14 protein-coding genes are annotated in these 18,994 nt (G+C 70.9%); 12 read left to right on the forward strand and 2 right to left on the reverse strand.

The window, feature by feature from the left end; all coding sequences use genetic code 11:
- The first annotated feature begins 38 nt into the window (after positions 1-38).
- From ACZ4UU_RS07640 to ACZ4UU_RS07670, 7 genes are all read left to right on the forward strand, one after another.
- A complete protein-coding gene (locus ACZ4UU_RS07640; RefSeq protein ID WP_468037415.1) occupies positions 39-497 on the forward strand; it encodes a hypothetical protein in 459 nt (152 codons plus the stop codon).
- A 245-nt stretch (positions 498-742) separates the two neighbouring features.
- Positions 743-2,971 carry an MMPL family transporter gene (locus tag ACZ4UU_RS07645; RefSeq protein ID WP_468037417.1) on the forward strand — a complete coding sequence of 743 codons (2,229 nt, stop codon included), beginning with the start codon at positions 743-745 and terminating at the stop codon, positions 2,969-2,971.
- Positions 2,949-3,524, forward strand: coding sequence for a GNAT family N-acetyltransferase (locus tag ACZ4UU_RS07650; RefSeq protein ID WP_468037419.1), 576 nt, complete (start codon positions 2,949-2,951; stop codon positions 3,522-3,524). Before ACZ4UU_RS07645 ends, ACZ4UU_RS07650 begins: the two co-directional genes overlap by 23 nt.
- Before the next feature lie 54 nt (positions 3,525-3,578).
- On the forward strand, positions 3,579-4,157 hold the full coding sequence (locus tag ACZ4UU_RS07655) for a hypothetical protein (protein ID WP_468037421.1): 579 nt from the start codon (positions 3,579-3,581) through the stop codon (positions 4,155-4,157).
- A 208-nt stretch (positions 4,158-4,365) separates the two neighbouring features.
- Positions 4,366-4,560 carry a hypothetical protein gene (locus ACZ4UU_RS07660; protein WP_468037423.1) on the forward strand — a complete coding sequence of 65 codons (195 nt, stop codon included), beginning with the start codon at positions 4,366-4,368 and terminating at the stop codon, positions 4,558-4,560.
- A gap of 128 nt (positions 4,561-4,688) precedes the next feature.
- Positions 4,689-7,742: a helix-turn-helix transcriptional regulator gene (locus ACZ4UU_RS07665; protein ID WP_468037424.1), complete on the forward strand. Its 3,054-nt coding sequence runs from the start codon at positions 4,689-4,691 to the stop codon at positions 7,740-7,742.
- Positions 7,743-7,786: 44 nt separating this feature from the next.
- Complete coding sequence (locus tag ACZ4UU_RS07670; protein WP_468037426.1) at positions 7,787-8,014, forward strand: DUF6191 domain-containing protein; 228 nt, start codon at positions 7,787-7,789, stop codon at positions 8,012-8,014.
- 9 nt (positions 8,015-8,023) lie between these two features.
- Here the strand turns inward: ACZ4UU_RS07670 and ACZ4UU_RS07675 are convergent, their stop codons facing one another.
- Both ACZ4UU_RS07675 and ACZ4UU_RS07680 read right to left on the reverse strand, forming a co-directional pair.
- Positions 8,024-9,157 (reverse strand): PQQ-dependent sugar dehydrogenase, encoded by a 1,134-nt coding sequence (locus ACZ4UU_RS07675; protein ID WP_468037892.1) that lies wholly within the window; start codon positions 9,155-9,157, stop codon positions 8,024-8,026.
- Positions 9,158-9,338: 181 nt separating this feature from the next.
- Positions 9,339-10,337 (reverse strand): aldo/keto reductase, encoded by a 999-nt coding sequence (locus ACZ4UU_RS07680; protein ID WP_468037428.1) that lies wholly within the window; start codon positions 10,335-10,337, stop codon positions 9,339-9,341.
- 150 nt (positions 10,338-10,487) lie between these two features.
- Between ACZ4UU_RS07680 and ACZ4UU_RS07685 the strand changes: the two genes are divergently transcribed.
- From ACZ4UU_RS07685 to ilvC, 5 genes are all read left to right on the forward strand, one after another.
- Positions 10,488-11,438, forward strand: coding sequence for a 2-hydroxyacid dehydrogenase (locus ACZ4UU_RS07685; protein ID WP_468037430.1), 951 nt, complete (start codon positions 10,488-10,490; stop codon positions 11,436-11,438).
- A 452-nt stretch (positions 11,439-11,890) separates the two neighbouring features.
- On the forward strand, positions 11,891-14,917 hold the full coding sequence (locus tag ACZ4UU_RS07690) for a putative bifunctional diguanylate cyclase/phosphodiesterase (protein WP_468037432.1): 3,027 nt from the start codon (positions 11,891-11,893) through the stop codon (positions 14,915-14,917).
- A 335-nt stretch (positions 14,918-15,252) separates the two neighbouring features.
- Complete coding sequence (locus tag ACZ4UU_RS07695; protein ID WP_468037434.1) at positions 15,253-17,106, forward strand: acetolactate synthase large subunit; 1,854 nt, start codon at positions 15,253-15,255, stop codon at positions 17,104-17,106.
- 25 nt (positions 17,107-17,131) lie between these two features.
- On the forward strand, positions 17,132-17,656 hold the full coding sequence (gene ilvN, locus ACZ4UU_RS07700) for an acetolactate synthase small subunit (RefSeq protein ID WP_030051183.1): 525 nt from the start codon (positions 17,132-17,134) through the stop codon (positions 17,654-17,656).
- Positions 17,657-17,785: 129 nt separating this feature from the next.
- On the forward strand, positions 17,786-18,784 hold the full coding sequence (gene ilvC, locus ACZ4UU_RS07705) for a ketol-acid reductoisomerase (protein ID WP_370264994.1): 999 nt from the start codon (positions 17,786-17,788) through the stop codon (positions 18,782-18,784).
- Positions 18,785-18,994: the final 210 nt, after the last annotated feature.

Here is an 18,994-nt window from a genome sequence, read left to right on the forward strand (position 1 = left end):
ATCCGATTTCCCGGCGCGACGCGCTACGCTCGCCCGCCATGAGTGGACGCGGTGATTCCGAGATAGCCGAGACACGGAAGGAGCGGTCCGAGACGCCTGAGGACGACCATGCCGAGGACCCGGTGGACGCCGAGGACCCGGTGGATGCCCAGGACACGGACGACGTAGACGACCGGGCGGGCGACGTGGAACGCCCGACAGGCGACGAAGCAGATCCGGCAGACGACGAAGAAGACCTCGACGACCCGGCGCACGTGGCGCGGCGGGCCCGTTGGACGGCGGCAGTGACCGGGGCGCTCCTCGCCCTCGCCGGGCTGGCCGCCTCCACGCTCCGGGCCACCGGCTCCGCTCCGGTCCTCGTCCCGGCCGCCTACGCGCTCGGCGCCGCCGTCTGTGCTTTCGCCGCGTTCCTCGGCTCGCGCGGTCGCACCCGGCGGGCCCTGTGGCTGCTTGTCACCGGGGTGATGGTGATGGCGCTGGGGGACCAGTTCGACTGAGGAGTTCCCGGTGCGAGCGCGCAATTCTGTGAGAGACGCCACCTGCGACGACAGAGTGGCCGTTACTGTCCTGTGATCTGCCTCCCACTCGTGTGAATAAGCCCACGAACGGGGCAAACGATCACTGGCGCCTGCGAGAGTTTGCTTCACATCGCTCATGCGTTCTTTGCGGGCTGTTCACTTCATGAACGACGTTTCGACGTCTCCCGGTCAAAGATCCATATATCGCCCCCGGGAGCACGTTCGTGGCAGCCCTTGCACGCTGGTGTGTCCAACGACGCCTCGTCGCCGTACTGCTCTGGCTCCTCGCCTTCGGCGGGGTGACCGCGGCCGCCGCCGTGACCGGCTCCGCCTACTCGAACGACTACGAGGTCCCCGGCACCGAATCGGGCCGCGCCACCCAGCTGTTGCGGGACGGCTTCCCGGGACTCGGCGGCGACAGCGACACCGTGGTCTGGCACACCGGGTCCGGCACCGTCCGCGCCGCCGACGTCGAACAGACCATGACGCGCACCCTCGGCGACATCGCGGAACTTCCCGGGGTCGCCGCCGTGGGCAGCCCCTACGACAAGCAGGGCGCCGCCCAGGTCAGCGAGGACGGGCGCACGGCGTACGCCACCGTCACCTTCGACGCCGGCGCCGAGAACCTCGACAAGGGCGAGGCGCAGGCCGTCGTGAGCGCGGCCGAGTCAGCCGAGACCGACGAGCTCCAGGTGGCGCTGGGCGGCGGCGCCGTCGCGCTCACCGAGTCGCCCGAGGGGCACATCGCCGAGGTCGTCGGCGTGGCCGTGGCCGCCGTCGTGCTGTTCCTCGCCTTCGGGTCGCTCGCCGCTTCCCTGCTGCCCATCGCCACCGCGCTGGTGAGCGTCGGCACCGCGTACGCCGGCATAGCGCTGCTCGGGCACGCCATGACCGTGGCCGACTTCGCGCCCATGCTCGGCATGCTCATCGGGCTCGGCGTAGGCATCGACTACGCCCTGTGCATCGTCACCCGGCACCGGCGCGGCCTGAAACGCGGCCTGTCCGTCACCGAGTCGATCACCAACGCCGTGGCCACCACCGGACGAGCCGTCGTCTTCGCGGGCGCGACCGTGTGCATCGCCCTGCTCGGAATGCTGATCCTGCGGCTCGGCTTCCTCAACGGCGTCGCGATAGCCGCCTGCCTCACCGTGGTCCTCACGGTCGCCGCCTCCGTGACCCTGCTGCCCGCCCTGCTGTCCTTCATCGGCATGCGCGCCCTGAGCCGACGCGAGCGTCGCCGGCTGACGGAGCACGGCCCCGAACCCGAGCTGCCGACCGGGTTCGCCGCCCGCTGGTCGGCGTTCGTGGAGCGCCACCCGAGGACGCTCGGCGTGATCGCCCTGGCCGTCATCACCGTCCTCGCCCTGCCCACCCTCGGCCTGCGCCTGGGCACCTCCGACCAGGGCAACAACCCGGAGTCCTCCACCACCCGCCAGGCCTACGACCTGCTCGCCGACGGCTTCGGGCCCGGCGTGAACGGCCCGCTCACCCTGGTCACCGAGGTCGACGGCGGCGACGACAAGCTCGCCCTCGACAACCTCGACGCCACCCTGCGCACCACCGAGGGCGTCGCGTCGGTGACCCCGGTGACCTACAACACCGGCGGCGACACCGCGTACCTCACCGTCGTACCCGACTCCTCCCCGCAGTCACGGCAGACCAGCGACCTCGTCGACCGGCTGCGCGACGACATCCTGCCGCGCGCCGAGACCGGCACCTCGCTCGATGTGCAGGTCGGCGGCATGACGGCCGGCTACGACGACTTCGCCGAGGTGATCGTCGGCAAGCTGCCGCTGTTCGTCGGCGTCGTCATCGGCCTGGGCTGTCTGCTGCTCCTGCTCGCCTTCCGGTCCGTCGGCATCCCGCTGAAGGCCGCCGCGATGAACGTGGCCGCTGTCGCCGCCGCCTTCGGTGTCGTCGTCGCGATCTTCCAGTGGGGCTGGGGCAGCGAGCTGCTGGGCCTCGGCCGCGCGGGCCCGATCGAGCCCTTCCTCCCGGTCATCATGGTGTCCGTCCTCTTCGGCCTCTCCATGGACTACCAGGTCTTCCTGGTCAGCCGGATGTACGAGGAGTGGCTGGAGACCGGCGACAACCGGCGGGCTGTCCGGATCGGCCTCGCCGAGACCGGCCGGGTGATCAACTCCGCCGCGGTCATCATGATCTCGGTCTTCCTCGCCTTCGTCCTCAGCGGCGACCGGGTGATCGCCATGTTCGGCATCGCGCTGGCCGCCGCGGTCGCCCTGGACGCCTTCGTCCTGCGCACCCTCCTCGTCCCCGCCCTGATGCACCTGCTCGGCGGCGCCAACTGGTGGCTGCCCCGCTGGCTCGACCGGCGCCTGCCCCGCATCAGCATCGAACCGCCCGAGTCCCGCGCCGCCCATGAGAGGCTCACCGACGTCGTGTCGGAACTGGAGAAGGAGCAGCGGGGCGATGTACGCGATATCGCTGGGTGACGACGGAGCCGAGCTCAGGCCTCTGGAGCCGTGGCACGCCGAGGAGTTCCTGAGCCATCTGGAGCGGGGCCGCGACTTCATCAATCAGTACATCCCGTTCGGGGCCAACGCCACCGACGTCGACTCCGCGCGGGAGCTGCTGCAGTCGTACGCCGAAAAGCGTGCCGCCGACACCGGCAGCCTGCACGGGCTGTGGCTGGGTGGGAAGCTCGTCGGCGGTGTGCTGTTCCTGCTCTTCGACGCCGAGCGAGGCACGTGCGAGGTCGGCTGCTGGCTGGAGCCGGCCGGCGCGGGGCGCGGGCTGGTCACGCGCGCCATGCGGGTCCTCATCGACTGGGCGGTTGACGAGCGCGGCATCCACCGTGTGGAGTGGCAGGCGTCGTCCGCCAATGAACCGAGCGTCAACGTGGCGCGACGACTGGGCATGAGCCGCGACGGCGTACTGCGGGAGACCTACCCTTACCGGGGAGTACGCCATGACCTCGAAGTGTGGTCCGTCCTCGCCTCCGAGTGGCGTGAGGCACGCGCGCGTGCCGCTCACAACGATCATTGAGAGGCCTCTGGATCATTAAGAGACTTCTCAGACAGCGTCCGTACGGTGCGAGGCATGGGAACGAAGACAGTGGACGAGACCGGCGCCGGAACCGGCACCGAGACGAAGACCGACGAGGAGAAGGCGGACGTCGTCAAGGCGACCGACGCCACTGACCCCACCGACGCCGACGAGGCGACGGAGGTCGACGAGACCGAGGAGGAGGTGGCCGCCGAGGCGACGGAAGCGGCGCCCTCCGGCGTCGGCCAGGGCGCGGGCGCGGTCGTCTCAGCGGCGCTCGGCCTCGTCTCCCTGAGCGGCGGCTGGCTCGGTACGGTCGCCTCCGCGCGGCAGTCCCTCGTCGCCCAGCTGGAGTCCTCGGCGTCGTCGTCCCAGAACGTCTCCAAGCTGCTGGAGCAGGGCTACGGCGACGCCTGGAACGCCACCGCCCTGTGGGCCGGTGCCTTCGCGCTCGCCGCGCTGATCGTCGGCGTCGTCGTGCTCGCCCGGCCCGCGTTCGGTGCGCCGGGCAGGCCGCAGCCCGCATGGATCAAGTCGGTCGCCTGGGGCGGCGTCTCGCTGGGCGTCATCGGCCTGCTGCTGGCCGTACTCAAGTACACCGACGTCCTGCTCGGCCTGCCGTCAGTGGGCTGAACCACCGCGGTCCCCGAGGGGCCTCAGGGCGCCGTCCCTAAGCACATCGGACGGCGCCCTGAGGCCCCTCAAGCGTGTCTAAGGCCCCTTGCCCGCGCGAAGATGCGGAACTCTCCCGATGTGGCGGACCCGCCTGACGGGCGAAGGTTGAGGCATCGGCGAATCGACGCCGACACCACCTTCTCACCAGGGGAAACGAGGACCCGCCATGTACGGCTACGAACTCCACCACCTCCGCTCCGCCGAACTGATCCGCCGGGCCGAGCACGAACGCCTGGCCCGCGAGGCGCTGCGGCTGCGCCGCGCCGCCCGCCGCGAGACCGCGGAACGCTCCGCCGAGGGTGCGGCGACGGAGGAACATACGTCCCGCTCCCGTGGACACCGGCACCCACGCACCGCGTGATGGTGGATGCCGGTCGGGCTCTTCCAGCCCGTCCGGCGTTTGCGGACGAGGCCCTTTCGGGGCCTGAGCGGGGGTCTGGGGGCGGTGGCCCCCGGAAAACCGATGCCGGGCTGTCAGCGGCACGTGCGATGCTCGCACCCGTGGAGACCAAGTCCGTCAGCCCCGTGTTCGTCGGTCGCGCAACCGAGTTGGAAACGCTGCACGACGCCCTCGCCCGCGCCGCGGCGGGCGAGCCCCAGGCGTTGGTGATCGGCGGTGAGGCCGGCGTCGGCAAGACGCGTCTCGTCGAGGAGTTCGCCACCGCCGCCGCCCGTGAGGGCACCGTCGTCGTGCTCGGCGGCTGCGTCGAGATCGGTGCCGACGGGCTGCCGTTCGCCCCGTTCTCCACCGCACTGCGCGCCCTGCGCCGCGAGTTGCCCGACGAACTGGCCGCGGCCGCGGCCAGTCAGGAGGAGGAACTGGCCCGGCTGCTGCCCGAGTTGGGCGAGACGGCACCGGCCCACGGAGGGAACCGTTCCGACGAGGAGGGCATGGCCCGCCTCTTCGAGCTCACCGCCCGCCTCCTGGAGCGAGTCGCCGCCGACCGCACGGTCGTCGTCGCCCTGGAGGACCTGCACTGGGCCGACGCCTCCACCCGCCACCTCCTCGCCTACCTCTTCCGCACCCTGCGCACCGGCCGCCTCGTCGTCCTGGCCACCTACCGCTCCGACGACATCCACCGCCGTCACCCCCTGCGCCCGCTCCTCGCCGAACTCGACCGTCTGCGCACGGTCCGCCGTATCGAACTCGGCCGCTTCAACCGGGCCGAGGTCGGCCGCCAGCTCGGCGGCATCCTCGCCACCGAACCCGACCCGGCCCAGGTCGACGAGATCTTCGAACGCTCCGACGGCAACGCCTTCTTCGTCGAGGAACTCGCCGTCGCGACCCACGAGGGCTGCTGCACCGGCCTCACCGACACCCTGCGCGACCTGCTCCTCGTACGGGTGGAACGGCTGCCCGAGTCCGCCCAGCGGGTCGCCCGGATCGTCGCCGAGGGCGGCTCCACCGTCGAGTACCGGCTGCTCGCGGCCGTCGCCCGGCTCGCCGAGGACGACCTCATCGAGGCGCTGCGGGCCGCCGTGGGCGCCAACATCCTGACCGCGGCGCCCGGCGGCGACGGCTACCGCTTCCGCCACTCCCTGGTCCGCGAGGCCGTCGGCGACGACCTGCTGCCCGGCGAACGCTCCCGCCTCAACCGCCGCTACGCCGAAGCCCTGGAGGCCGACCCGACGCTCGTCCCCGCCGGTGAACGCGTCATGCGGCTGGCCAGCTACTGGTACCACGCCCACGACCCGGCCAAGGCACTGCCCGCCGTCCTGGACGCCTCCGTCACCGCCCGCCGCCGGCACGCGCACGCCGAGCAACTACGGCTGCTGGAACGCGCGATGGAGCTGTGGGACTCCGCCCCGGAGGACATCCGCGCCACCCTGCGCCCCGTCGACTACACCGAGGTCTATCCGCCCTGCGGCTGCGACCCCGCGACCACACCCCTGCGCTACCTCGACCTCATGGCCGAGGCCGCCGTCGCCGGACGGCTCTGCGGAGAGCGCGAACGCGCCCTGAAGATCACCAAGCGTGCCCTGCACCTGCTGGAGGACGACGGCGACCCCCTGCGCGCCGCCTGGTTCTGGGTCCAGCGCTCCCGGCTGGTCCAGGCGCAGGCCCGCGGCGACGGCTGGAAGGAGCTGGGCACCGCGCAGGAACTGGTCCGCGGCCTGCCGCCGTCCGAGGTGCACGCCGAGGTGCTGGCCACCGCCGCCAACTGGGCGATGCTCCGCGACCCCGGCCCCGACGCCATGTCGGCCGCCGAGCGGGCCGTCGAGTACGCGCGCATGGTCGGCGCCGAGGACATCGAACTGAACGCGCGCCTCACCCTCGGCGGCCTCATGGTCGAAGCCGGCGACACCGAGGCCGGGCTGGCCCAGATGCACGAGGTCAGGGACGAGGTACTGGCCCGTGGCCTCACCGCGGTGGTGGGCCGCAGCCATGTGAACCTGCCGTCCGTCCTCGAAGGCGTCGGCCGCTCAGAGGACGCCGTCGGCATCCTGCGCGAGGGCCTGCGGCTCACCCAGCGGTGGGGCCTGCGCGACTCCGAGGCCTGGGTCTGGGCGAACCTCGCCGAGTCACTGGTCTCCCTGGGCCGCTGGGACGAGGCCGCCGACGCCGCGGTGAACGCCCAACGCACGGGGCAGGCCGTGAAGCCGCGCGGCGGCGGCTCCAACAGCCTCGCCCGCCTCGCGCTCGCCCGCGGCGACATCCCCGAGGCCGACCGTCAGCTTGCCGCCGCCCGCGCCTTCTACGGCACCCACGACCCCATGCCGCAGAACAACCTGCCGATGTCCTACGTCGCACTCGGCATATCCGCCGCCGAGGGCCGTCTCCTCGACGCCCGCGCGGAGGCCGACCGGGCCATGAGCGCCGGCTTCCCACCCGGCACACAGCGCTACGCCTGGCCCCTGCTGCTGGCCGCCGCCATAGCCGAGTCCGACGCCCGCACCCACGCGCTGCCCGCCGCACAGGAGGGCCGCACCGCCTTCCTGGACCGGCTCTTCGAGGCCGTCCGCAAGCTCACCACGGGCGCGCCCCTGTGGCTGGCGTACGAGAAGTGGACCCGAGCCGAACTCGACCGGGCCACGAGCCAGACCCTCGAGCCCGATACCTGGTCGGACCTGGTCACCACCTTCGAAGCCCTGGAGCGCCCCTACGACCTCGCCCAGGTCCGCCACCGTCTGGCCGAGGCGCTGCTCGCGGTCGGCGGGGACGACGAGCGCGCCCGCGCCACGGAGCTGCTCCGCCTGACCCGGGCCGCCGCCACCCACCTGGGTGCCCGCCCGCTCGTCGACGCCACGACCCACCTGGCCCAGCGAGCCCGCCTCACTCTCACGACGGCCCCACCCCCGCCCCCGGCCGACCCGGCCGAGGCCCTCGGCCTCACCACCCGTGAACGCGACGTCCTCCGTCTGGTCGCCGCTGGCCGCACCAACCGCCAGATCGCCGAGGAACTCTTCATCTCCCCGAAGACGGCCAGCGTCCATGTGTCGAACATCCTGGGCAAGCTCGGCGTCTCCGGGCGGGGCGAGGCCGCGGCGCTGGCGCATCGGATGGGTCTGTTCGTGTCCGAATCCCTCACCTCGGGGACGTGAGCCCGAGGCTTACGCTGTAAGGGACATCGGTCCTGGGAGGTTCCGTGTTCAACGCGTTCGAGGAACTCTTCGCGCCCGGCCGCAAGCACACCCGCGACGAACAGAACCGTCTGGAACTGACCCGCGAGGACGTCGGGGACAACGACCCCGTGCGCGGGCCGATAGACCTCGCGTCCGGGAAGGTCGTCGTACGGATGCCGGAGCCGTCGGCCGGTGAGGACGCCGCCGAGGGCGACGGCGAGGGGGAGCAGACGGCCGACGGAACGGAGTGACGCCGCCGCTCAGCTCACCTGCACCTCCAGAATCCGGTCGTCCCCGTCCTTCGGGTCGCCCCGCCCGTCCGTGTTGCTCGTCGTGACCCAGAGCTTGTCGCCGCCGGCCGGGACGACCGTCCGCAGCCGGCCGTACTCGCCCTCCAGGAAGGCCTGCGGGTCCGCCGACGCCTCTGTGCCGTTCAGAGGGACGCGCCACAGGCGCTGGCCCTTCAGCCCCGCCATCCAGACAGACCCCTCGGCGTAGGCGATGCCGCTGGGCGAGGCCTCGTCCGTGCCCCACTGGGCCAGCGGGTTGTGGTACTTGGCGTCGTCGGACTTGCCCTCCGCCTCCGGCCAGCCGTAGTTGTCACCCGGCTTGATCGAGTTCAGCTCGTCCCAGGTGTCCTGGCCGAACTCCGCGGCGAACAGACGCTGTTCGGAGTCCCAGGCCAGGCCCTGCACATTGCGATGGCCGTACGAGTACACGGGGGAGTCGGTGAAGGGGTTGCCCGGAGCCGGTTCGCCCTCCGGTGTCAGGCGGAGGATCTTGCCGCCCAGGGAGTCCTTGTCCTGGGACAGGCCCGTGTCGCCGCTCTCGCCCGTGCCCGCGTACAGCATCTTGTCCGGGCCGAAAGCTATCCGGCCGCCGTTGTGGATGAAGCCCTTCGGGATGCCCTTGAAGATGGTGTCGGGCGCGCCCAGTTGCTCGCCGGCCGGCCGCTTCTCGTCGTACAGCATGCGGACGATGCGGTTGTCCGAGGCCGAGGTGAAGTACGCGTAGACCATGCGGTCCGAGGCGTAGTCCGGCGACAGCGCCAGGCCCATGAGGCCGCCCTCACCCGCCGGCGACACCCCCGGCACCTCGCCCAGCTCGGTCTTCTTGCCGGTCTCCCCGTCGACCCGCGTGATCGTGGCGTCGTCGCGGGAGGACACGAGCAGATCCCCGCCGGGGAGCGGGGCCAGGCCCCAAGGGGTGGCCAATCCCTCGGCGACCGTACGCACCACCTTCACGGACCCCTGCGCCGGCGGCGTCTGCACGGCGGCCCGCCCCGTGGGTGACGCCCCCTTGTCGCTGCTCGACGCCGCGGCCCCGCCGCCACCCGGCGGCTCCCCGTCGTCGGAGGAACATCCGGCCGTCAGCACAAGTACGGCCGCGGCCATCACGGCCGTCACAACTCGACGTTGCACGATCACGGTCCCTTCGACGCGGCAGGTTCTACTTTTCTTACACCGCTCGAGCTTCACAGGTTCCCGATCCGTGAATCTTGAATCACCCGGCCGCCAGTCGACCGCTGCCGGGCCCGGTCCTGGCGGTGTCCAGCCAGGGGGCCGACCCGCACCGTCAGTCCCAGGACCCCAGTGCCCCCGGCAGCTCCGCCACCTCCGCCAGGTCCCCTGCCGTCAGCCGCAGGCTCGCGGCCGTGGCGTTCTCGGTGACCCAGCGTTCCTGTTTCGTTCCGGGGAGCGCGATCACGTGCCGACCCTGGGAGAGTACCCAGGCCAGCGCGATCTGGGCGGGCGTGGTCTCGGTGCCGTGGCGGGCCGCGATGCGGCGCAGGCCGGCGACTATGGGCTGGTTGGCCGCCATCATCTCCGCGGTGAAACGGGGGTGCCGGGCGCGGACGTCGTCCGGCTCGAAGCCCTGGCCGGGGGTGAGGGTGCCGGTCAGGAAGCCGTTGCCCAGGGGCATCGCCGCGAGGAACCCCACGCCGCGTGCCTCGCACCACGGCAGCAGGGCCTCCAGGGCGTCGGGCGACCACACCGACAACTCGGCCTGTACGGCGCTCACCGGGAAGACCTGCTGCACGCGCTGCAGTTGGCGGATCGTGGCGTCGTGCAGCCGGGTTCCGGAGCGGCGCCCACCCCGCGCGCCGACGGCGCACAATCCCAACGCCCGTACCTTTCCGGCCCGGACGAGCTCCGCCATCGCGCCCCACGTCTCCTCGACGGGGACCTCGGGGTCCGCGCGGTGCAGTTGGTAGAGGTCGATCACGTCCGTCTGAAGCCGGCGCAGAGAGGCGTCGCAGGCCCGCTTCACATAGCCGGGGCGGCCGTTGGCGACGATGTGCTGCTCTCCCACCAGCAGGCCGACCTTGGTCGACACGAAGGCGTCCTGGCGGCGTTCCTTCAACACCCGCCCCACCAGCAGCTCGTTGGTGAACGGGCCGTACATGTCGGCCGTGTCCAGCAGCGTCGAGCCCAGATCGAGCGCCCGGTGCACCGCCCTGACCGACTCCTCGCCCCGCTGCCGCGACGAGCTGTACGCCCAGCTCATCGGCATGCACCCGAGCCCGACGGCTCCCACCGCGAGTGCCGCCGCGCCGATCGTCCTGCGCTCCACCTGGCCGTAACCCTCCCTCTTCCGGCACCCCAACCTAACCTCTGCACACCTGTTCGGCCGACCATGGGCCTGGCCCATGGATCATGATCAGGCGCCGTCCCGTCCGGCCCGACCGGCCTGTCCGGGAGGGAAGGCCCTAGCCTCCAAGGCATGACTGCTGACGTGTGGCTCCCCATCCCGCCGGACGAGATCGAGGGCCTTCCCGCGGGCCCCGCCTACCGCTACTGGAACGGCGCCGAGGACTTTCCCGCCGACCCGGCCGAGTGCGCCTTCTACGTCGTCCCGTACATGAAGGCCCCCGAACTCGGGCAGCGCCCCCTGCCGGAGATGATCTCCGTGGAAGTCGTGCAGACGCTCTCCGCCGGCATCGACCACGTCGAGCCGGGCCTGAAGCACCTGCGTCCCGGCGTGCGGCTGTGCAACGCGCGCGGGGTGCACGAGGCGAGCACCGCCGAGCTCACGCTCACACTGATCCTCGCCTCACTGCGCGGCATCCCCGACTTCGTCCGGGCTCAGGACAAGGGGGAGTGGCTCGGCGGATTCCGGCCGGCGCTGGCGGACAAGAACGTCCTCATCGTGGGATACGGCTCGATCGGCGCGGCCATCGAGGACCGGCTCGTACCCTTTGAACTCGCGCGGGTGGCGCGCGTCGCGCGCTCTGAGCGCACCACGGCGCGCGGAGAAGTGCATCCGCTCACCGAACTGCCCGCTCTGCTCCCGGAAGCGGACGTAGTCATCCTCTCCACACCCCTGACGGAGACCACCCGCCACCTGGTCGACGCCGACTTCCTCGCCCGCATGAAGGACGGCGCGCTGCTGGTCAACGTCGCGCGCGGCCCTGTCGTCGACACCAAGGCACTGCTCGCCGAACTGGAGACCGGGCGCCTCACCGCCGCCCTGGACGTCACCGACCCCGAACCCCTGCCCCGCGACCACCCCCTGTGGCGTGCGCCGGGCGTGCTGATCAGCCCGCACGTGGGCGGGCCGACCTCCGCGTTCCTGCCCCGCGCCAAGCGGCTCCTGGTGGACCAGTTGACGCGGTTCGTGAACCGCGAGCCCCTGCGCAACGTGATCCTTACGACGGGCGCGACACGCGCGTGACGCTCATCGGCTGACCATCGAGCGCGCGTCGAGTGCGTCGCGCGCAATACGCCGGACATCCGGTTCGAGTACCGTCCGCAACCTCCCGGAAGCGGTCCGTGCTCGCATATGCCCTGGTCGTCACGGAGCGTAGAGGTGCTATGTCCCTGAGTGACGAGACTGGTGTATCGTCCCGACAGGGGCTGCGCCGCGCACTGTTCGGCGCCGGGGATGGACATTTCAGATTTGTGAGGGGGGCGACGGGCGATGCACGGCCTATGGACGAGCGATCCGACGCGGCGGGGCCGTCGACGGCGACCCTGGCGGACGGCCGCGCGCAGACGCGGCCGCCACGGCACCCACAGCTGCCGTCACACTCACCATCACCGCGGACACAGCGGCCGCAGGCGGCATGCGCGTCCAGCGCACCGGGACCCTCGGGACCCGCGAGCGGCACGGACCGGGAGGACCCGGTGAGTTCGCCGCCGCCCTCCACGAGCACGCTCGACGCAGGGCTGCGGGCGCAGCCTTCGTCGGCGGCGACACTGCCCCGCCCCTCGTTCCGGGGCGGCACGGGATTCGTCCCGCAAGTCGTTCTGGCCCTGCTGTGCGCGGGATACGCCGTCGGTTCCGCGCTCGGCTGGGGTTCGAACCAAGTCGCGCTGATCATGGGTGACTTCGGGCTGGCAGCCGCGGCCGGCGCGGCCGCGGTGTCCTGCTTCCGCTACGCCCGTAGCCGCCGCATCCGCTTTCGACCCGCCTGGCTGCTGTTCGCCCTCTCCTCCGCGATGGCGGCCCTCGGAAACCTGGTCTGGGGGTGGTACGAGGTCGTCCTCCAACGGCCCGTGCCCAGCCCCTCCTACGCCGACGGGTTCTTCCTCTGCTTCGCGCCGCCCGCCATCGTGGGACTCCTGGTGCTCGCCAAGCGTCCGGTGACGAAGGCCGGCTGGGTCTGCCTGGGCCTGGACGCCTGGCTGATCGGCGGATCGCTGCTGACGCTGGCCTGGAGCCTGGCCCTCGCCCAGGCGGCCAAGATCGACGCCGGCGGCGGCGAGAGCGTGGCGCACACCGCGCTGTCGCTCGCCTACCCGCTGCTCGACATCGCCCTGGTCAGCATGGTGCTCGCACTGCACTTCCGCCGCTCCTCGGCGAACCGCACCGCGGTCAACACCGCGATCGGCGCGCTCGCGCTGACCGTGATGTGCGACGCCCTGTTCACCTCGCCACTGCTGCACAACAGCTACCGCTCCGGCCAACTCCTCGACGCGGGCTGGTTCGCCGGCTCGCTGCTCCTGGCGTACGCCCCGTGGGCCGCGCCGAGAAACGCGGACGGCGAACGGCACGACGGGACCGGGCACACGCGCGTGGTGCACGAGCACGTGCCCGGACAGCGCGGCACGAGCCACCATCACACACCACCCGCGCCGGGGAGTGATCACACCCGGTACCCGATCACCCGGCCGATCGCGGGCTCCCTGGCCGCGCTCACGCCGTACCTCGCCGCCGCCGTCTGCACCCTGGGGATCCTCTACAACGTCCTCAACGGCCGCAGCGTCGACCGCGTGGTGCTCATCACCGGTGGCACGGTCGTGCTCGCTCTCGTGATGCGCCAGGGCATCATGCTGCTCGACAACATCACCCTCACCCAGGAACTGGCGCAGAAGGAGAACCACTTCCGCTCCCTGGTGCAGGGCTCCAGCGACGTCATCATGATCGCCGCACCCAACGGCATCCTCCGGTACGTCTCCCCGGCCGCCGCCGGGGTCTACGGCCGCTCCGCCGAGGAGCTGGTGGGTACCGAACTGGCCAATCTCATCCACCCGGAGGACCTGGGCTGTGTGGTGCACGAAGTGCGCCGCTTCCTCGCCGCCAGCCCACTTGAGGAACCCACTACGCGCATCGAGTGCCGCTTCCGGTCCGGTGACGACGGCTGGCTCAACGTCGAATCGACCGTCAACCGCCACCACGGCGGCCTCATCTTCAACAGCCGGGACGTGACCGAAAGAGTGCGCCTGCAGGCGCAGCTCCAGCACAACGCCGAGCACGACCCGCTCACCGACCTGCCCAACCGCGCCCTGTTCACCAAGCGGGTCCAGCAGGCCCTGTCCGGCCGCCGCGCCTCCGACCGGGGCATCGCCCTGCGCAACACGGCCGTCCTCTTCATCGACCTCGACGGTTTCAAGGGCGTCAACGACACCATCGGGCACCAGGCCGGGGACGAACTGCTCGTCCAGGCCGCCCGCAGACTCCAGGACGCCGTCCGGGGCGGGGACACCGCGTCCCGGCTCGGCGGCGACGAGTTCGCGGCCCTGATCGCCGGTGACGGCACCCGTGACCGCACCGCACGAGAACGACACATCCTGGAGCTCGCCGACCGCCTCAGGGTGACGCTGTCCCAGCCGTACCTCATCGACGGCAACGATGTCCGTGTCAACGCCTCCATCGGCGTCGCCTTCGCCGAGCCGGGGCTCGGCGCGGGGGAGCTGCTGCGCAACGCCGACCTGGCGATGTACCGGGCCAAGGCGGGCGGCAAGGGCCGCGTCGAGCTGTACAAGCCGCAGATGCAGCAGGACGTCGTGCGCAAGGCGGAGCTGGCCACGCGCCTGCGTGCCGCGCTGCACGACGGCGAGTTCGCGCTGCTGCACCAGCCGGTGGTGTGCCTGGAGAACGGCCGGATCACGTCGGTCGCCACCCAGGCGCGCTGGCGGTCCTCGCAAGGGGTGCTGTTCACGCCCGCCGAGTTCCTGCGGGTGGCCGAGGACAGCGACAAGACGGCCGAGCTGGGCCGATGGATGCTGGAGGAGGCCGTCGAGCAGGCCGCCGAGCGCACCGCGACCGGGCTCGCCGTACCCGTGGCCGTACGGATGAGTGCCCGCCGACTGCTGGACCGGTCGATGCCGCTCGGCTCGATCGAGGCGCTGCTGACCCGGCACGGGCTGCCGCCGGGGTCGCTGATCATCGAGTTGTCCGACCTCGACCCCCGTGTCTCGCTGGACGAGCTGGAGCGGCGTCTGAGCGGTCTGCGCCGAGTCGGCGTCCGGATCGCCCTGGACGGCTTCGGCAGCGGCTACGCGGCGCTCACGGCCCTGCGCCGGCTCCCCGTCGACGTCCTCAAACTCGACCGCGGTCTGGTCGAGGGGGTCGTCGAGTCCGCGCGGCTGCACAAGATCACCGGTGGGCTGCTGCGGATCGCCGGCGACCTCGGGCTCCAGTCCGTGGCCGACGGCGTGGACCTGCCGGAACAGGTCGTCGCGCTGCGGGCGATGGGGTGCACGCACGGGCAGGGGATGGCGTTCTCCGGGCCGCTGGACGAGTACCGGCTGCGCCGGGCGATCGGTGCCGGCCGCTATCCGGTGCCGCACGGGCCGGTGGAGCCCGCTTTCGCGGGTGGCGCGAGAGAGCCGCAGGGACGCGTCGGCGTGGAGGGCACGAGCGCACGCAGGTCCGAAGGGCTGAGCACGGTCGTGGCCTCTACGCCGACTGCGGCGCCCCGGAGGTGAAAGGGGGCTCTGGGGTGTACACCAGTGGTGTGGCCGCCGTTCTGGGAGGCGGATGTGCCCTGCGTTCACATAATGAGACTCCCGTCCCACCTACTTGACAGTGGGTGTGCGCCGGGGAGAGGGTCAGTGCCATGCGCACCCGAATTCTCGTACTTGGAAAGCGCGTCGGCTGAAGCTGGTGACGTCCGGACAGACCCGGAACTCCCAGCGACCCCACCCGGCGCGCTCCCCTCGCTTGCCTTTTGGCACGAGGGGTTTTTTGTTGCACAAGCACCAGTCGTGCAGCACCGAAACTCCGCCCAAACCTCGCAAAAACCCTCAGCATCGAGAAGAGAATGCCGATGACCGAGCAGGCCACCGGGGCTCACCCGCAGCCGCGGCCCCGATCCGGAGGACACCCGTCCGCCCCCGAGCACGTCACGGGTGCGCAGTCCCTCATCCGTTCGCTCGAGGAGGTCGGCGCCGACACGGTATTCGGCATTCCCGGCGGTGCGATCCTTCCCGCGTACGACCCGCTGATGGACTCCACCCGGGTGCGTCACGTCCTGGTCCGGCACGAGCAGGGCGCCGGCCACGCCGCCACCGGTTACGCCCAGGCCACCGGCCGGGTCGGTGTCTGCATGGCGACCTCGGGGCCGGGTGCCACCAACCTGGTCACGCCGATCGCGGACGCGCACATGGACTCGGTGCCGCTCGTGGCGATCACCGGGCAGGTGGCGTCCAAGGCGATCGGTACGGACGCCTTCCAGGAGGCGGACATCGTCGGCATCACCATGCCGATCACCAAGCACAACTTCCTGGTCACCAAGGCCGAGGACATCCCGCGGATCATCGCGCAGGCGTTCCACATCGCCTCCACCGGCCGGCCCGGCCCGGTCCTGGTCGACATCGCCAAGGACGCCCTCCAGGCGAAGACGACCTTCTCCTGGCCGCCCGCCATGGACCTGCCCGGCTACCGCCCGGTGACCAAGCCGCACGCCAAGCAGATCCGCGAGGCCGCCAAGCTGATCACCGCCGCGAAGCGGCCGGTCCTGTACGTCGGCGGCGGCGTGATCAAGGCCGGTGCCACCACCGAGCTGAAGGTCCTCGCCGAACTCACCGGAGCGCCCGTCACCACCACCCTGATGGCGCTCGGCGCATTCCCCGACAGCCACCCGCTGCACGTGGGAATGCCGGGCATGCACGGTGCGGTCACCGCCGTCACCGCGCTGCAGAAGGCCGACCTGATCGTCGCCCTCGGAGCCCGCTTCGACGACCGCGTCACCGGCAAGCTGGACAGCTTCGCCCCGTACGCCAAGATCGTCCACGCCGACATCGACCCGGCCGAGATCGGCAAGAACCGCGCCGCCGACGTGCCGATCGTCGGGGACGCCCGCGAGGTCATCGCCGACCTCGTCCAGGCCGTGCAGAAGGAGCACGCCGAGGGGCACCAGGGCGACTACAGCGCCTGGTGGAAGGACCTGTCCCGCTGGCGCGAGACCTACCCGCTCGGCTACGACCAGCCCGAGGACGGCTCGCTGTCCCCGCAGCAGGTCATCGAACGCATCGGCCAACTCGCCCCGGAGGGCACGGTCTTCGCGGCGGGCGTCGGCCAGCACCAGATGTGGGCCGCGCACTTCATCCAGTACGACAAGCCCGCGACCTGGCTGAACTCCGGGGGCGCCGGGACGATGGGCTACGCGGTCCCGGCCGCGATGGGCGCCAAGGCCGGAGCGCCGGACAAGGCGGTCTGGGCGATCGACGGCGACGGCTGCTTCCAGATGACCAATCAGGAGCTCACCACCTGCGCCCTGAACAACATCCCGATCAAGGTCGCCATCATCAACAACGGCGCCCTCGGGATGGTCCGCCAGTGGCAGACCCTCTTCTACAACCAGCGCTACTCCAACACCGTGCTGCACTCGGGCCCCGAGGCCGACGGCAAGCAGCCGAGCGCCGGCACGCGCGTGCCGGACTTCGTGAAGCTGTCGGAGGCCATGGGCTGCTACGCCATCCGCTGCGAGCGGCCCGAGGACCTCGACAAGGTCATCGAAGAGGCGAACTCCATCAACGACCGCCCCGTCGTCGTCGACTTCATCGTCCACGAGGACGCCATGGTGTGGCCGATGGTCGCCGCCGGCACCTCCAACGACGAGATCATGGCCGCCCGGGACGTCCGCCCCGACTTCGGCGACAACGAAGACGACTGAGAGCCGTAGGTAAAGGAAGCAGACCATGTCCAAGCACACGCTCTCCGTCCTGGTGGAGAACACGCCGGGCATCCTCGCCCGGATCGCCGCGCTGTTCTCCCGCCGCGGCTTCAACATCGACTCGCTCGCGGTCGGTGTCACCGAGCACCCCGACATCTCCCGCATCACCATCGTGGTGAGCGTCGCCGACCTCCCGCTGGAGCAGGTGACCAAGCAGCTCAACAAGCTGGTCAACGTGCTGAAGATCGTCGAGCTGGAGCCGGGCTCGGCCGTTCAGCGCGAACTCGTTCTGGTGAAGGTGCGCGCCGACAACGAGACCCGCTCCCAGATCATCGAGATCGTCCAGCTCTTCCGCGCCAAGACCGTCGACGTCTCCCCGGAGGCCGTCACCATCGAGGCCACCGGCTCCAGCGACAAGCTGGAGGCCATGCTGAAGATGCTGGAGCCGTTCGGCATCAAGGAGCTCGTCCAGTCCGGCACCATCGCGATCGGCCGCGGCGCCCGCTCGATCACGGACCGCTCGCTGCGCGCGCTCGACCGGTCGGCGTAAGGACGCGTTCGGACGGTCGGGTGACACCGGCCGTCCGGATCGCGCCCGTATAGCGAGACCCCGAAACTTCCCTTCCCCCCGCCGTCATACGGTGGGACGCAACACCTGCACACAAGGAGAGAACCCAAAGTGGCCGAGCTGTTCTACGACGCCGACGCCGACCTGTCCATCATCCAGGGCCGCAAGGTCGCGGTCATCGGTTACGGCAGCCAGGGCCACGCCCACGCGCTGTCGCTCCGTGACTCGGGTGTCGACGTCCGTGTCGGTCTGCACGAGGGCTCCAAGTCCAAGGCGAAGGCCGAGGAACAGGGCCTGCGCGTGGTGAGCCCGTCCGAGGCCGCCGCCGAGGCCGACGTCATCATGATCCTCGTCCCGGACCCGATCCAGGCCCAGGTCTACGAGGAGCACATCGCCCCGAACCTGAACGACGGCGACGCGCTGTTCTTCGGCCACGGCCTGAACATCCGCTACGGCTTCATCAAGCCCCCGGCCGGCGTCGACGTCTGCATGGTCGCCCCGAAGGGCCCGGGCCACCTGGTGCGCCGCCAGTACGAGGAGGGCCGCGGCGTTCCGTGCATCGCGGCCGTCGAGCAGGACGCCTCCGGCAACGCCTTCGCGCTGGCCCTGTCGTACGCCAAGGGCATCGGCGGCACCCGCGCGGGCGTCATCAAGACGACCTTCACCGAGGAGACCGAGACCGACCTGTTCGGTGAGCAGGCCGTTCTCTGCGGTGGTACGGCCGCGCTGGTCAAGGCCGGTTTCGAGACGCTGACCGAGGCCGGATACCAGCCGGAGATCGCGTACTTCGAGTGCCTGCACGAGCTGAAGCTGATCGTGGACCTCATGTACGAGGGCGGCCTGGAGAAGATGCGCTGGTCGATCTCCGAGACCGCCGAGTGGGGCGACTACGTCACCGGCCCGCGGATCATCACGGACGCCACCAAGGCCGAGATGAAGAAGGTCCTCGCCGAGATCCAGGACGGCACCTTCGCGCAGCAGTGGATGGACGAGTACCACGGCGGTCTGAAGAAGTACAACGAGTACAAGAAGCAGGACTCCGAGCACCTGCTGGAGACCACCGGCAAGCAGCTGCGCAAGCTGATGAGCTGGGTCGACGAAGAGGCGTGAGCCACGCCTTCCGTGGCGGTACCCTCGGCTGGGGGTACCGCCACGGGGCTTTGCCCCGGACCCGACCCGGAGACCCCTACAAAATGGCGTTTCTCGTCCGGGTGATCCTTCCGCAGAGGCGCAAGACGCCCTCCGCCACGGCACTACACTGCCGTACTACATACGCGTCAGGCCCACAACGTCGTGCGTCTTCCACGCGGCAAGCCCCCT

It is taken from the genome of Streptomyces sp. NPDC028907 (assembly GCF_055564995.1).